11 protein-coding genes are annotated in these 14662 nt (G+C 62.0%); 7 read left to right on the plus strand and 4 right to left on the minus strand.

The window, feature by feature from the left end; all coding sequences use genetic code 11:
* Positions 1-30: 30 nt before the first annotated feature.
* Both DF286_RS15505 and DF286_RS11545 read right to left on the minus strand, forming a co-directional pair.
* The gene (locus DF286_RS15505) at positions 31-2940 is read right to left on the minus strand and encodes a right-handed parallel beta-helix repeat-containing protein (RefSeq protein WP_109271568.1); all 2910 of its coding nucleotides are present in this window, start codon (positions 2938-2940) and stop codon (positions 31-33) included.
* 358 nt (positions 2941-3298) lie between these two features.
* Positions 3299-5101, minus strand: a complete 1803-nt coding sequence (locus tag DF286_RS11545; RefSeq protein ID WP_109271569.1) for a right-handed parallel beta-helix repeat-containing protein — start codon at positions 5099-5101, stop codon at positions 3299-3301.
* A gap of 296 nt (positions 5102-5397) precedes the next feature.
* On the opposite strand from DF286_RS11545, the gene DF286_RS11550 reads away from it, so the two are divergent.
* A complete protein-coding gene (locus tag DF286_RS11550; RefSeq protein WP_109271570.1) occupies positions 5398-6873 on the plus strand; it encodes a hypothetical protein in 1476 nt (491 codons plus the stop codon).
* Positions 6874-6888: 15 nt separating this feature from the next.
* On the opposite strand, the gene DF286_RS11555 is transcribed toward DF286_RS11550, so the two are convergent.
* Both DF286_RS11555 and DF286_RS11560 read right to left on the minus strand, forming a co-directional pair.
* Positions 6889-7368: a glycosyltransferase gene (locus tag DF286_RS11555; RefSeq protein WP_158274675.1), complete on the minus strand. Its 480-nt coding sequence runs from the start codon at positions 7366-7368 to the stop codon at positions 6889-6891.
* Entirely contained in the window at positions 7365-7979 is a 615-nt protein-coding gene (locus DF286_RS11560) for a hypothetical protein (RefSeq protein ID WP_207790029.1), read from the minus strand. The genes DF286_RS11555 and DF286_RS11560 overlap by 4 nt, the downstream gene beginning before the upstream one ends.
* A gap of 222 nt (positions 7980-8201) precedes the next feature.
* Here DF286_RS11560 and DF286_RS11565 point away from each other — a divergent pair, with 222 nt between their 5' ends.
* The 6 genes from DF286_RS11565 (at position 8202) to DF286_RS11590 (ending at position 14635) form a co-directional block, all read left to right on the plus strand.
* Positions 8202-9332 carry a polysaccharide pyruvyl transferase family protein gene (locus DF286_RS11565; protein WP_146193608.1) on the plus strand — a complete coding sequence of 377 codons (1131 nt, stop codon included), beginning with the start codon at positions 8202-8204 and terminating at the stop codon, positions 9330-9332.
* Positions 9329-10546 (plus strand): Coenzyme F420 hydrogenase/dehydrogenase, beta subunit C-terminal domain, encoded by a 1218-nt coding sequence (locus DF286_RS11570; RefSeq protein ID WP_109271573.1) that lies wholly within the window; start codon positions 9329-9331, stop codon positions 10544-10546. Before DF286_RS11565 ends, DF286_RS11570 begins: the two co-directional genes overlap by 4 nt.
* Positions 10547-10613: 67 nt before the next feature.
* Entirely contained in the window at positions 10614-11780 is a 1167-nt protein-coding gene (locus DF286_RS11575) for an outer membrane beta-barrel protein (protein WP_158274676.1), read from the plus strand.
* A gap of 15 nt (positions 11781-11795) precedes the next feature.
* Complete coding sequence (locus DF286_RS11580; protein WP_109271575.1) at positions 11796-12593, plus strand: polysaccharide biosynthesis/export family protein; 798 nt, start codon at positions 11796-11798, stop codon at positions 12591-12593.
* Positions 12594-12615: 22 nt separating this feature from the next.
* Positions 12616-13911, plus strand: coding sequence for a Wzz/FepE/Etk N-terminal domain-containing protein (locus DF286_RS11585; protein ID WP_109271576.1), 1296 nt, complete (start codon positions 12616-12618; stop codon positions 13909-13911).
* Between the two features lie 52 nt (positions 13912-13963).
* Entirely contained in the window at positions 13964-14635 is a 672-nt protein-coding gene (locus DF286_RS11590; protein WP_109271577.1) for a CpsD/CapB family tyrosine-protein kinase, read from the plus strand.
* Positions 14636-14662 lie beyond the last annotated feature (27 nt).

Raw genomic sequence — 14662 nt, forward strand, 5'->3', positions numbered from 1 at the left:
ATAGTTTGCACGAGGATGACTCCTAGTCGCTTAGACTAGGTGTGCATCATAGCCGAGCTTCCCCGACCCGAGGATGGTCACCGACAGGTCGCCATATTGCCAATCCAGAACCGGACCTGCATCCGGGAGGCTGTACTGAGCTCCCGAAGGCCACTCGGATGGCTGAGACCAAATCGATTCGAACGAGGATTTCGACTGCGAAGTGATCGATGACGATCCGTCGAACGAACTCGCGACATCGACAAGGCCTGCAGAAGACAGCCAGCCCGGGAGGTCACCGGATGAACTGAGGGACCCGAAATCGATGCCGAAATCCGCATCCGCGTCCGCCTCGTCAGCGACCAGCTTGCCTTCCCGCTCCGCTATTTTCTTGTCATGGCCCTTACGCTTACCCGGCTTGGCCGGCTCCGGCGGGCTGACCGGCTCCGGCTCTGGTTCCGGCGACGGAACTGGAGTGGCATCGATTTCCGGCTCGGGCGAAGGCGTTGGGGCGGGATCGGGCTCCGGTTCCGGCGTCGATACCAGATCCGATCCCAAGGCCAGGGCAGAGTCCGAAGCATATCCGAAGAGGGAGGCGTGCAAACCCATAGCGTCGGAGTAGGACACGTCCGAGCCGACCAGATGGCCCGAGAAGTTTCCGGCGGACGAGTCGAAGCTCTGGATCACCCGGTTACCATAGGCATCATAGGTGACGGTGTCGGAAGCCGCGCCGCTGACCAGGTTGTCGGTGAAGGTCAAACCTGAGTCGTTGCCGACTACGATCATCTTCGGACCGCTCTTGGTATCGCCGCTCGACTGGATGAGGACGTTGGAGTCGATATTGCCCTCCTTCACATTCTCGAGCCTGATCCCCTGGTGGTTGCCATTGTGGATGAGGTTGTCCGAGATATCGACGCCGGTGAAGCCGCGGCCGTTATTGTTGTCGTCCAGATAGATGCCGAGAATGGCGGTGCCGTCGCCTTGAGCGAAGACGTTGCCCTTGATGGCGATGCCGTCACTCGGGCCCGTCTGGGCCGAGGTGGTCCAGAAATGGACGAAGTCGCCATGGTCGCCGCGTCCGCCATACTGCCACGGATTGAAGTCGTGGAAGTGATTGTCCTCGACGAGGACGTTGCTGACATTGCCTCCGTTCAACGGAATCGAGCGAAGATCGTGGATCTCGTTGCCGCGGACGACGATGCCGTCGGCCTGGCTGAGCACGACGCCCTTGTGGAAGGTCTCGATCTGGTTGCCCTCGATCGTGATGTCGCTCGACTTGGAGATGGTCACCGCGCGCCCGGCGGGGAGGCCGATGACGTTCCCAGTGGCGTCCAGACCACCAGCTTCCGTGCTCTGGGGAACACCGTTGACGGCCGGACCACCCTTGAGCTCGGAGTTCGTCAGCGAGATGCCGGAGGAACTGGTGATCTTGACGGCCGAGTTCCACGACATGGTGTCGCTGTCGGGCTTAAAGTCGACGCGAATGTTGTCGAAGGCGAGGCCGTGGACCGAAGTGAGGCTGAGCGTGTGGAAGACCGCCGGATTGTTGGGATCGGCGGACGTCACGGTGACGCCGGAGCTGAAGTTCAGACTCTTGAGCGAGACGTCGCCATAAGACCCGGAAGCGAGCGCGATAGTATCACCGGACTGCGCCTTGCGAAGGGCATCGGTGAGTTGAGCGGAAGTTGAGACTTTAAACGTCGCATCGACCTCTGGCGCCGGCGTCGGCACGGGATCCGGCTCCGGCGAAGGGGCTGGGGCGGGATCGGGCTCCGGCTCCGGCGTCGGCACCGGATCGGGCTCCGGGTTCGGGGCCGGAGCCGTGTCCGAAGCATATCCGAAGAGGGAGGCGTGCAAACCCATAGCGTCGGAGTAGGACACGTCCGAGCCGACCAGATGGCCCGAGAAGTTTCCGGCGGACGAGTCGAAGCTCTGGATCACCCGGTTACCATAGGCATCATAGGTGACGGTGTCGGAAGCCGCGCCGCTGACCAGGTTGTCGGTGAAGGTCAAACCTGAGTCGTTGCCGACTACGATCATCTTCGGACCGCTCTTGGTATCGCCGCTCGACTGGATGAGGACGTTGGAGTCGATATTGCCCTCCTTCACATTCTCGAGCCTGATCCCCTGGTGGTTGCCATTGTGGATGAGGTTGTCCGAGATATCGACGCCGGTGAAGCCGCGGCCGTTATTGTTGTCGTCCAGATAGATGCCGAGAATGGCGGTGCCGTCGCCTTGAGCGAAGACGTTGCCCTTGATGGCGATGCCGTCACTCGGGCCCGTCTGGGCCGAGGTGGTCCAGAAATGGACGAAGTCGCCGTGGTCGCCGCGTCCGCCATACTGCCACGGATTGAAGTCGTGGAAGTGATTGTCCTCGACGAGGACGTTGCTGACATTGCCTCCGTTCAACGGAATCGAGCGAAGATCGTGGATCTCGTTGCCGCGGACGACGATGCCGTCGGCCTGGCTGAGCACGACGCCCTTGTGGAAGGTCTCGATCTGGTTGCCCTCGATCGTGATGTCGCTCGACTTGGAGATGGTCACCGCGCGCCCGGCGGGGAGGCCGATGACGTTCCCAGTGGCGTCCAGACCACCAGCTTCCGTGCTCTGGGGAACACCGTTGACGGCCGGACCACCCTTGAGCTCGGAGTTCGTCAGCGAGATGCCGGAGGAACTGGTGATCTTGACGGCCGAGTTCCACGACATGGTGTCGCTGTCGGGCTTAAAGTCGACGCGAATGTTGTCGAAGGCGAGGCCGTGGACCGAAGTGAGGCTGAGCGTGTGGAAGACCGCCGGATTGTTGGGATCGGCGGACGTCACGGTCACGCCGGAGCTGAAGTTCAGGCTCTTGAGCGAGACGTCGCCATAAGACCCGGAAGCGAGCGCGATAGTATCACCGGACTGCGCCTTGCGAAGGGCATCGGTGAGTTGAGCGGAAGTTGAGACTTTAAACGTACTCATCGTCAGTAATCCAATCAAAGAGTGTTGGTCGACTAAGGAAAGTTACTTAAGTGTTATGAAAAAGGTCAGCCTGCGCAAAACCGCAGGTTCGCGATAGCTTGAGTAGCTGTCTCCTGATTCGCTCTTTTAAAGGTGCCGCCCCCGCGGCTGACGGACGGAGACCAATCATGTTCCTTTCGCGCAATCAAACGCGACGAAGAAGGATTGCGGCAGGGCGATATTTTTTATCGCCGGAAGGAGGTCGACTCCAGACTGGCGGATGTCGACTCACAATCATTTAACATCGATCAGTAGCTCGGCGGGTCCGCTCTTGCCCTTTTTGAGGAGGACTCGACGATCTATCCGCAATTAAGGCTGTTCACTCGCAAGCCAGCCGTGCGCCGATCCGTCCGCCTCGTCGATCATTCGCGACAGCGCCCGGGCGGTTGATGACATTGCATATGGCAGCAGGCGGCCGCCCGTTTCCAAGCGACGCGACCACAGCGCGCAGCGACTCCGCCTGCCAACCGCCGTCCACTTGCCGCTTTTGCTGATGACTCAATCGCGTGAACGCGTTGCCATGCACCTCCCAGCCGCTGGAGGTCCCGCCGGTGGTGACCCAGCCGTCGATGATATTGGCCGAAATTTCCACGCCCACATCGTGCGATGACAGGCGCAACGCGTTGCGTCCGCCGAAGATGATATTTCGGCTCACCGTCAGGTTGCGGTTATTGCCCCAGCTCACGAGGACCCCGATCGCGCCGCTTGTGCCCGACAGGAAGTTGTTGGCGATCCGGATGTTTTCGCTCTTGCGAAGCGTTGCCGCCTGCTTCGCATTGGTTACGGTATTGAAAGCGAACTCGATGTTGCGGCTGTTCGAATAGGCGGAAAAGCCGTTTCCATGGACACCCCTGACATCCTCTATCACGTTCCCGGTGACGACCGCTCCGTCCGTCCCCATCAGCATGATGCCGGTTCGGCCGATCTTCGACAAAGCGTTGTTAGTGACGCGAATATTTCCCGACCGCCCGGATATCCGTATTCCGGAGCCGAGGGATATGCCGTCAATCGCGTTGGCGTCGATCGCTACGTCCCGGGCGTTCATGAGGTCTATGACGCCCTGACCGAGCGGCATGACCATATTCGCGAAGCGATTCTTCTCTATCCTGATCCCTGAAGCCCCGAGATCCCGACTGCCAATGGCAATCCCGGATCTGACGCGGTGTCCGTCGTCGGCCATATTCTCGAAAGTCAGGTTGCGAATTACGATGTTGGAACTGCCGGACAGGTCGAAACCCTGGCGACCGGAAGCCGCCGAGATGCCGGTTGTTCCGCCGGGGAGCCATGCAACGGCCGTCCGGCGGTCGGGAAGGATCGCAAACTCCTTCGGCTGATCGATGAGATTGGGGTGGCCGCGCAAGGCTAGCCGCGAAGGCCGGTCGGTGTAGAACTGAAGCTTGGCCGGATCGAAGCGGGCGTGATTCCCCTCGAGCCGAGTGACGGGTCGGTAGACGACCCGGTTGGGTTTCACCCACAAGGCGAGCGTCGCGTTGCCGGCGCCGGATATGGCTTTGGCGGCCGCGTTCGGAAGTTCCGCGACACCCTCGCCCAGCCGGGTGCCGTCGGTCGTGAAGAAATTCTCCTCTTCGTCCCTGTAGAAGAAGTCGGCGGGATTGGGCCACTGTGCCGGGTAGAGCGGTCCCTGATTGGTGAAGAGGGCCGCGTTCTCGCCCAGAGGCTGACGGAATGTGATGCGGCTTAGCCGCTGCCACTGCGCGGCGTTTCCGCACTCGGAGCGGCTCCGGCAGCGCCGGACCTCCGCAGCAGGATCGCTCCCGTCCACCACGGCAGGCCTCCCCGCTTCTCCCGAAAAGACGATTGGCTCATCGGTCGTGCCATTTGCGCGCGGCGTGATGCTGCTCCGGTAGCGAACGCCGGCCGCGAAAATGACTTGGTCTCCGGGTCGGAGCGTCGTCTTTGCAGCCCTTCCCTGGGCGCGAGCGTCACCGGGCGCGTGCTTCCAGGCCGAGTCCCGGCTGCGACCGGAGTTGGCATCGTCTCCTTTGTCGTAATCGACGTAATAGGCCGGGGAAGAATTCCGACTGTTGAGGGCTGCAAGAAGCCCTGCTCCTGCGAAAAGGGCGAGTATCAGAGACGCGGCGAGGATGAAAAGCCGCCTCACGGGTCACTCCTGTAGAAGTGGATCGGTCACTGGCCCTCTCATTTGAAATCGGCAGTAGACGATCGCGAGTCCGTACGGACGCTACACGATAGATAACTCGGATGAGCCAGTCCTGACCAGCTTTGTCGGGAGCCGCAGCTGTGCCGTTGCCAGTGGGAAGACGTTGCTTGGTCCTTGGCCGGCTGCACGACATCAGTTAATTCAAGGAATAGGACGGTTGTGGCTGGCCCCTTTTTGCGTCGGACATCTTCGAGTCGGCTTCCGCTCAAGTCCCGCTGCCCGAAAGGCTGCCTGGTATGATCAAATATCCGACCTGCATCGATGGGCAGTTCGCCATCATCGCCCCTTCCCAAGGAGCGAACCATGAAAGCGGGGAGAAATTCACGGCGGAGTTGGCGCTGGCGGGTGGCGTTCGCGTCCGGACGCACGGAGAGCTCGATGTCGTCAGAGTCCTTGATCCGCAGGGAGCGACGATCGGGCTTTTCCTGGGAGATGTCGTCGACAACTCCGTCGGAGCCGTCCTCGATCGTGACTTCGTGCAGGAGGGGCCGAACGACGTCTCCTCAATCGATCCGTGGATCGAACGGAATGTCTATCGATATTCGGGGCGGCACATATTCGTCCTCAGTTGTGCCCACGGCAACCGCATTTACCTGGACGCCGGTGGGATGCTGCCGGTCGTCTACGACAGCTCGAAGCGAGCGGCCGGGTCCACGGCCGCCGCTATTCTCAGCCCCGATGAGTTCGAGGAGAGATTCGATCGGGATCTCTTCGAGACATTGGGAATATTCAGGGATGGCTGGTTTCCGGCCGGACTGACGGCCCACCACGGACTGAATCGGCTGCTGCCCAACTTCTATCTGGATCTCGATACCTGGCTTCCTCACCGGCATTGGCCGCTGCGGCAGATCGAAGCGGATCCAGACCCGCATCGGGTCATCAGAGAGATCGGACAGGAGATACGGCGCAATGTTGCGCCTTATCTGGGAGCCGGAGACCTCTTTCTGGCCCTGACGGGCGGCTACGAAACCAGGCTCATTCTATCGGTTTGTCGGGACATCGCCGACCGAGTCAGGTTCGTATGCTTCTTCAAGACCGAGGGCGATCGTGACCTATTGCTGGCCCAGGCCTTGGCCAGGCGGTTGGGCGTCAAGCTGGATACCCATGAATTCGCCGTCGCATCGGATGATGAGGCGATGGAATGGGTGGCCCGGTCCGGATATTGCGCGGGGGAAGGCCGTTATTCGCATGCGACTTTGAAGAAGCTTTCCGCCGACGCCCATCTGGTGGGCGGAGTCGCCGGCGAGGTTGGCCGCGGCTTCTTCTGGAGGCCAAAGGATGATTCGACGCGCCGGCTCACGGCAGCCGATATCGTATCGAGGATGGCCCTCCCGCGGGCGACCGCCGTGGACACCGCCGTCAGTCAATGGCACCAGACCGTGGAAGACTTCGATCCGCTGCTGCAGTTGGATCTGGCCTATCTGGAGTTGCGCGTCAGTTGCTGGGCCGCGGTCCAGGCCTATTCCACGCTGAAACCGCGCCGCGTCTATCCGCTCGTCTCCCGGAGGATCTTCACCGGGATGCTTATGCTCCCTCCCGACTGGCGGCGCGACGAGCGGTGGATCAGGGAGGCGATACGGGACTCCTGGCCGGAAGCCCTCGACGTCCCGTTCAACAGCCTTGGAGTCGTCAAGGACAATTTGCTCTTGATTCGGCGTGCTGCAAGTCGGCCGGGATTGATCGTGAGGCGGATTAAACGAAAGTTCCTTTAGTTCGGCGGTGACGCCTTACCGTTGTTCGTGGATGAACGACTTCAGTCGATCCACCAACTGGTCCCTTCGCTGGCACGTTTCGCTCATGCAGGCAGGGACCAGATCCGTTCGGACGAGGTAGTTTTCGAGCTCCTGGTCATCCATCGCCACATAGATGCCTTCAATCCCCGCAAGCGCGCGCGCGGTCGCCATTTGGTGATCGTTTCTGTGCTCGCCCAGCGCCGCCCGGCGAGGGTAGAGGATCACGGGTTTGGATCGGGTTTGCGCCGTGATGATGGTGCCGATCCCCGCATGCCCGACGATCACCGACGCCATAGTGGCGAGGTCGGCGAACTCGGCGGGAGCGAAGAAGGCCTGGTGACGGATATGCGGCGCCGAGCAGGAAGCGTCTGCCGTCTGCGCGACAATATCGAGCCGATGCCTCTCGGCGGCTCTAGACAATGCATCGACGAGGCGGGGAAAGGGTAGCTGCGTCCCGACGGTCGCGAAGATCACAAGACGGCGCCTGAATAGTCCGCTCCGGCCGCCCGAGCGACGTCCGGCCACTGCGAGAGCCAAAGGTCACTGTGCCGACCTGCCGTCTGCCCCGCGAGGGACATCTCTTCTGCGTTGGCGATGCTGTCGATCCAGACCGTCCGGATTCCGAACCTCCTGGCGATCATCAAGGCGAGAAGACCCGGAAGCGCGCCTGTGGTCACGACGATGTCGGGCCTTATCCTCATCAGCAGGCGGAACAGCGAAAAAGCCGAATAAAGTATCCGCAGCTTCTCATCACGATTGCAGTCCGGGATGAGATGGGCGTTCGACAAGCGAGAATGGTCGGCCAGCCCTTCGAGCGTAGTCGCGTAATGAACGTCGCAGCCGCTGAACGCCGGCTGGAGTATCAAAAGCTGCTCCCAGTGTCCGCCTCCCGAGGCGATCGCAAGAATTCGCCGGGTGCGATACTCGCTCACCCCTTTTTCCTCCCTGGCAATCACCTTTTTAATAGGTTGAATCGCACGAAAGGCACAATTGCTCCCGCGGAGCTGTGCCGCTCCTGAACAAACGCGTGCGGAGCGTCTCCGACCGCTTTCTTCTTCATTGACACGCCCGGTGTGCGCTGCCACTTCCTTGAGAAGTAAACTCTTTTCTTGCTTAGTGATTTGCCGAGCTCGCAAGCCTCTTATGGCGACCGCCCAAGAGCGAGGCGCCGGTCGACAATAGTCGTCGACCGGGGCAGGTCAGCTCTAACGGCCGCACGTGGATCTGGCGCCCTTCGACAATAGTTGCTGAACGGAGGACCAGAGTTGCCCCTTCCGCCTGTCAGGGTCGGCCTTCTCTGGCACTCTTTGCGGTCGGGAAATCTTGGCGTCGTCGCGCTTACCTTGGCCAATATGCAGATCGTCCGGGAGGTCGCGCAGGAACTCGGCTTCGAACCGCATTTCACATTGATCGGGATGCGCGATCCGGCCTCGCCGACGGAAGAGGCGAGCGACCTCCAGGTTTTCGACGTGACGTCCGGATCGTTGATCAATCCGCGTGGACTTTGGGCGTGCATCCGCGCTCAGGATTGCGTCATCGATATCGGGGCAGGAGACAGCTTCGCCGAAATATATGGCGCCAAGCGTTTCACCTATCTGTGCACCAGCAAGCTCATGACGGTGATGGCCGACAAGCCGCTCCTTCTGGCTCCGCAGACGATCGGGCCCTTTACGTCTCCGCTGTATAAAGGGCTGGCGCGGATCGCGCTCAATCGAGCCGTTTCGGTGCTGGCGCGCGACCGCCAATCCCTCTCGGCGGCGCAAAGCATCTGCCCGGGCGGGTGCAACGGGCTTGCGACCGATGTCGCCTTCGCCCTGCCTTATGCGCCGTGGAGCGGGGCGGCGCGGGCGAGGCCGGCCATCGGCATCAACGTATCCGGCCTTCTCTATCGTGATGCCCAGGCCGGAGTGAACCGTTTCGGCCTCGATTACGACTATGTCGAACTGACCCAGTCGCTGATCCGAAAAATGCTCGACGACAAGGGCGCGGAAGTTCATTTGATTGCGCATGTCCGCTCTCCCGAAACTCCCGAGGATGACGACAGCACCGTCTGCGACGAGATCGCGCGGCAATATCCGGATACGATCAAGGCGCCGCATTTCGCCGGCCCCTCCGAGGCGAAGTCCTATATGTCCGGGCTGGATCTTGTCGTGGGCGCGCGGATGCACGCCTGCATCGGCGCGTTTTCGGCCGGGGTTCCCGTTATTCCGATCGCCTACAGCCGCAAATTCGACGGACTGTTCGGCACACTCGGCTATGGGAGACTGGTTCGGGCGCAGGGCATGGGCACCGACGAAGCACTCGGCTACATTCTTGGTTCTTTCGACGCGCGGGCGGAGATCAAGCAGGAGATCGCCGACGCGGCCTCACGAGTCGACAGCTTCCTCTCCGTGTATCGTGCGGAGCTCAGGAAGCTGTTCGGAATGATCGGCGGATGATGCTGCGAGCGGGCTCCGACACCGCCGACCGCGTCGTGCGTGCCGGCCTGTGCAGCGGCTGCGGCCTCTGCGCCTCGCTCGCGGGCGGACAGATGGAGGTTGCCGAGTCGGGCTATAACCGCCCTGCACCCGCGCCCCCGGTCAGTCCGGCGACGGACAGGCTGATTGCCGCCGCCTGTCCCGGCTCTGTCGTCGCGCCGTGGCATGATGCGCCCATCGTCGACCCGCTATGGGGCCCCTGTCGCCAGGTCCTCACGGGTCACTCGGCCGACGAAGAACTCCGGCATCAGGCGTCGTCCGGTGGCGCCTTGAGCGCATTGCTCCTGTTGGCGCTCGACACAGGGCGCATCGATCATGTCATCCAGGTTACGGCCGATCCTGACAGGCCGACGCGCAACATCATCAAGATATCACGCAGCAGGGAAGAGATCGTCGAGGCCTCGGGTTCTCGATACGCGGCCTCATCGCCGCTCGAGCGGATAATGGATTTGGCGCGCGGGGAAGGGCGGGCGGCGTTCGTCGGAAAACCCTGCGATGCCTCGGCGCTGAGACTGCTCTGCAATTCGGATAAGGACCTGCGCGAGCGGATACCCCTTGTGCTCTCCTTCTTCTGCGCCGGAATTCCGAGCGACTCGGGGGTGCGCGGGATCCTGCGGGAGATGCAGATCGCCGAATCCGATCTGAAGGAATTTCGCTATCGTGGCTTGGGGTGGCCCGGTCAGGCGAGGGCCAGGACCCACGACGGGCGGATAGCTGAGATGAGCTATGAACGCAGTTGGGGCGAATATCTGGCGAGAGAAGTCCAATTCCGGTGCAAGATCTGTCCGGACGCCGTGGGTGGTGTTGCGGATGTCGCCTGTGGCGATGCATGGTATGGAAGTGAGAAGGGCTATCCGGTATTTAAGGAAGAGCAGGGCCGTAGTCTTGTAATAACCAGAACAGCCGTTGGAGACGAGTTGATCGATGCCGCGCTCAGATCTGGTTACCTCAACGCGTCTCAATTGCCGATCGAGGATCTCATTTTGATGCAGCCGTCGCAGGCGCGTCGAAAAAGTGTCGTGGGTGCGCGCATGGCTGCGCTTCGGGCCACTCGCCATCCTGCCCCCTTGGTTGATGGGCTGGAGGTGAAGGCGGCCGCGGAGCAGGCGTCACTCTGGCAGAGAGGCCGTAATTTCCTTGGAACGATCTGGAGAGTGACGCGCGGTAAAGTCTGAAGTCCGGGCGAGCCGCGTTTTGTGGATGGGGGTGCTTGTGGCTCGATACGGCATATTGACCTGCGGCTTGCTCGGAATTGCTGGATCGCATGGCGCGGCCTTTGCCCAGACCGTGCCGCTGAACTATTCGGTCAATCTAGACCTTCTCTACGACAGCAACATCGCGCGCGTCAGCGAGGAAGCCGCAGCCGCACGAGGCATCGAGCGCGAGGACCTGCGAATCACGCCGGCCTTGAGCATCACTCTCAACCTCCCCCGTGGACGCCACACGGCCTCTGCGAACGCGAACTTGGGTTACGACTTTTACCTCAGGAACCCACGACTGGATCGCGAGCGGCTCAGCGCTACGGCTGGGCTCAATTCCGACTGGGGAAGGTGCGATACCTCCGTGAACGCCGGCTTCGAACGCCGACAGACCGAGTTCGAGGACATCGTCGCGGGCCCGCTGGATAATACGATGACCAAATGGTCGGCGTCAGCTGGATTGAGTTGTCCTAGGCCGGCCGGATTCTACCCAGGGGTGAGGGCGTCGATCGAGTCGGCCCGCAATGACCGGGAGGCGCGGCAGGATGCTGACTATGACTATGACCGTGTGGAGGGCTTTCTAGCCTATGCACGACCGTCTCTCGGAGAGGCGGTGGTGTTCGCCTCGCGTGGCTCGATCAACTTCCCGGAACGCGAAATCGATGTCGGGGGGCTTCCCGTTCAGGATGAGGTGCAGACGACGGAAGTCGGCGGCCGGTTCTCGCGCGAGCTGGGCTCCCTTGTCCGCGGCTCCGTGCAGGTATCCTACACCTGGGTGGATCGGAGCAATCCCATCATAGAGGATTTCAACGGTCTCACACTGGCCGCGACATTGCGGATCCGGCCCGAGGGACGGCTCCGGGGAACCCTTTTTGCAGAACGGGCCGTCAGGCCGACGAGCCGGGTCGGCGTCAGCTATTCCGTGGCCGAGACCTATAGGGCCGACCTGCAGTACGACCTGACCTCGTCTACCGTCCTGACCAGCGGAACCTCGCTACGCCGGAGGGAGTTCGTCTTCGCCGGACCGAACTTCGCCGGGTCGCCGTCGACGGAAGACATCGTCAGCGCCTTTGCGAGCGTTCGGACGAACATTCGCAGCCGCATTTTCCTTGGGGTTGAAGTCCTGTGGGAGCGGCGCGACGCCGACTTGTCCCTTTTCGATTACACCAGCGTGAGATTTGGTATAACTTCTAAGTGGTTGTTCGGATGAACCAGGAGTGGTCACATGAACAAGGCCTTGAAGTCGATTGGGGCGGCACTCACCTTCTTCTGCGGTAGCCTTGTCGGGTTCGTCCCGGCGCCCGCACAACCCTCGGCAACGATCCAGGAATATATCCTCGGACCGGGAGATGTCGTCGAAGTAAAGGTCCTCGGCCGGGAAGACTTTAATACGCGAACCCGGGTGAGGGAGGATGGCGCCATTCTGCTCCCCCTTATCGGCGAGGTTGCTGCCACCGGCCAATCGCCGATCGGGCTGAGCGAACTCGTCGGCAACCGGCTGCGCAGCGAAGGCTACTTTCCCAATCCGGTCGTGAGCGTGGACGTCGTCTCCTATGCCAGCCGATACGTGACGGTTCTTGGCTCCGTCTCGCAACCCGGGCTGGTCCCCGTCGACCGGGCCTACAAGCTTTCTGAAATCCTCGCCCGCGTCGGCGGCGTCCGCGAGGGGAGCGCCGACTATATCATCGTGCGCCCGGAGAACGGACCGGAAGCGCGCTACGCCATCGAGACGCTCGCCATCGGCGATTCCGCTCAGGACCCGGTCGTATCGCCGGGTGACAAGCTCTACGTTCCCGAGGCCGAGGTGTTCTACATCTATGGGCAGGTGAACAGCCCAGGCGAATACCCGCTCATGTCCGAACCGAACCTGCGCAAGGCGCTGGCGCTCGGCGGCGGCCTCTCGCTCGCGGGGACCCACAAGCGGATCAGGATCGTCCGCGACGGCAAGGTCATGAACGTTAGCGATCTCAGGACGGAGATCCGCCCGGACGATATCATTTTCGTCAGAGAGCGGCTCTTCTAGTCCCGGCAAGGAGCGCAAGCACATGAGCCTCTTTCAATTCCTGGCGATCCTCTGGGCGCGGCGTCTGATGATCGTGCTCTGCACCGTTGCTGCAGTTGTTGCTGCGTTCATCGTCAGCCTCACGCTGACACCCCAGTATCAGGCAAGCTCCCGGCTCATGCTTTCGCCTTCCAATCCTGACCCGATAACGGGCGAGATGATCCCGAGCGCGCAGACAAAGGGGTTCATGGGGACCCAAACCGAATTGGTCCGTGACTACCGCGTAGCCGGGCTGGCGGTGGAGAAGCTCGGCTGGCTCGACAATCCCAATCTTCAGCGTGAATATGCCAGCGAACCCCGCGCGACGGATTTTCGACGCTGGCTCGCTCAACGGGTCATCGACAGCACGTCGGCTTTTGTCGTCGGCGGCAGCAACGTGCTCGAGATCGCCTATACCGATCCGTCGCCGCAAGTCGCCCGGGCCGGCGCCGACGCCGTTCGTGAAGCCTATGAGGAAGCGAGCGTCCTGCTCCGGCGCCAGCGGGCGCTTGCTGCCTCACAATGGTATCGGGAACAGGCCGAGCAGGCGCGCGTCGAGCTTGCGAACGCTGATCGGATAAAGACTCGGTTCGAGCGTGCAAACGGCCTCGTTTTCGAAGGCGGCGTCGACCTCGAAACGCTACGCCTACAGGTGATGGCGGGTCAGCCGCCGATGGTGACCGTCAGCAATCCCGCAGCGGTGGCTCCGAGCGCCGGGCAATTGGCCGAGGTGGACGCTGCCATTGCCTCCTCCTCGCGGACGCTTGGGCCCAATCACCCGGAGATGCAGGAACTCCAGATGCGCCGCGCCGCGCTGGCGCGACAGGTCGCGCTCGAGCAAGCGAATGCGGGAGGGGGTGGATCAATGACGGCATCGCAGAACCGGTTGCTCGACCAGCAGCGCCAGCGGGTCATGGCCAACCGAGGCAATCTGGAACGTCTGAGGCAGCTTCAAACCCAGGTCGATGTGCGCCGTGAGCAATATGTCCGGGCCGCAACCCGGGCCGCGGAATTCAGAAGGGAGGCCGAGGTGACCGAAACGGGCGCCACCCGGCTGGGCGGGGCGGTTTTGCCCACCAAGCCGATCTCCCCCAACCGCCCCTTGATCATTCTTGGCGCTCTCGGGTTCGGTCTGGGGATGGGCGTGCTGCTGGCGCTGCTCACGGAGATGCTGGGGCGTCGCGTCCGGACCGTCAAAGACCTCAACGACGCCGTCGAAGCCCCGCTGCTGGCGGTCGTGATCGGACCTGGCACCGGAGGTGGGCCTGGGCGCCCGCTCTTGCGGGCGCCGGAGCAATGAAACCCTGCATCGGCCAGCCGATGCTCGTCCACCGACGTGGTGAGGTGACGTAATGCTACTCGACGATGTTCCGGCCGAAGCTACGGGATCCTTCAGCGCCATACCGGAGGTCATTGCGCTGCATGATCCCACGGGAGTGGAGGCCGAGTCGATACGAGCTCTTCGAACGAAGTTGATCTCCCAGGTCTCCCCGGACAACCCGCTGATGCTGGCCGTGTGCGGCCCGAACCGAGGGGCGGGGTCGACCTTCGTCGCGGTCAATCTGGCCGTAGCCACGGCTCAGGCGGGTATTAGGACTCTGCTGATCGATGCCGACATGCGGGAGCCGGGCGTCCAGGACATGATCATTCCGTCCGAGCCGCTGCCCGGCCTCCAGCAGTATCTCAGGTCGGAAGCCGATGCCCGGGCGGTGATCCAGGAAGACGTTCAGCCGGATCTCTCGATACTCTACGCCGGGGGAGCGGCGGACCAGCCTCAGGAACTCCTGTCGAGCAACCGGTTCAAAGATTTGCTGAAGCTTGCCTATCGCGAGTACGACCTGACGATCGTGGATACGCCTCCGGCGAACAAGTCCGCCGACAGCCGCCTCATATCCGCTGTCACCATGGTCAGCCTGGTGGTGGCGCGCTGCCACCACACCTTCGTCGACGACGTTAAGACGCTTGCTGCGGAACTGGCGCAGAACGACGCCCGCATCGTGGGGACGATTCTCAACGACTATTGAGTGCCCTTATCGCGAGCAGGGCAGCGG

Source organism: Sphingosinicella humi, assembly GCF_003129465.1.
Taxonomy (GTDB): Bacteria; Pseudomonadota; Alphaproteobacteria; order Sphingomonadales; family Sphingomonadaceae; genus Allosphingosinicella; species Allosphingosinicella humi.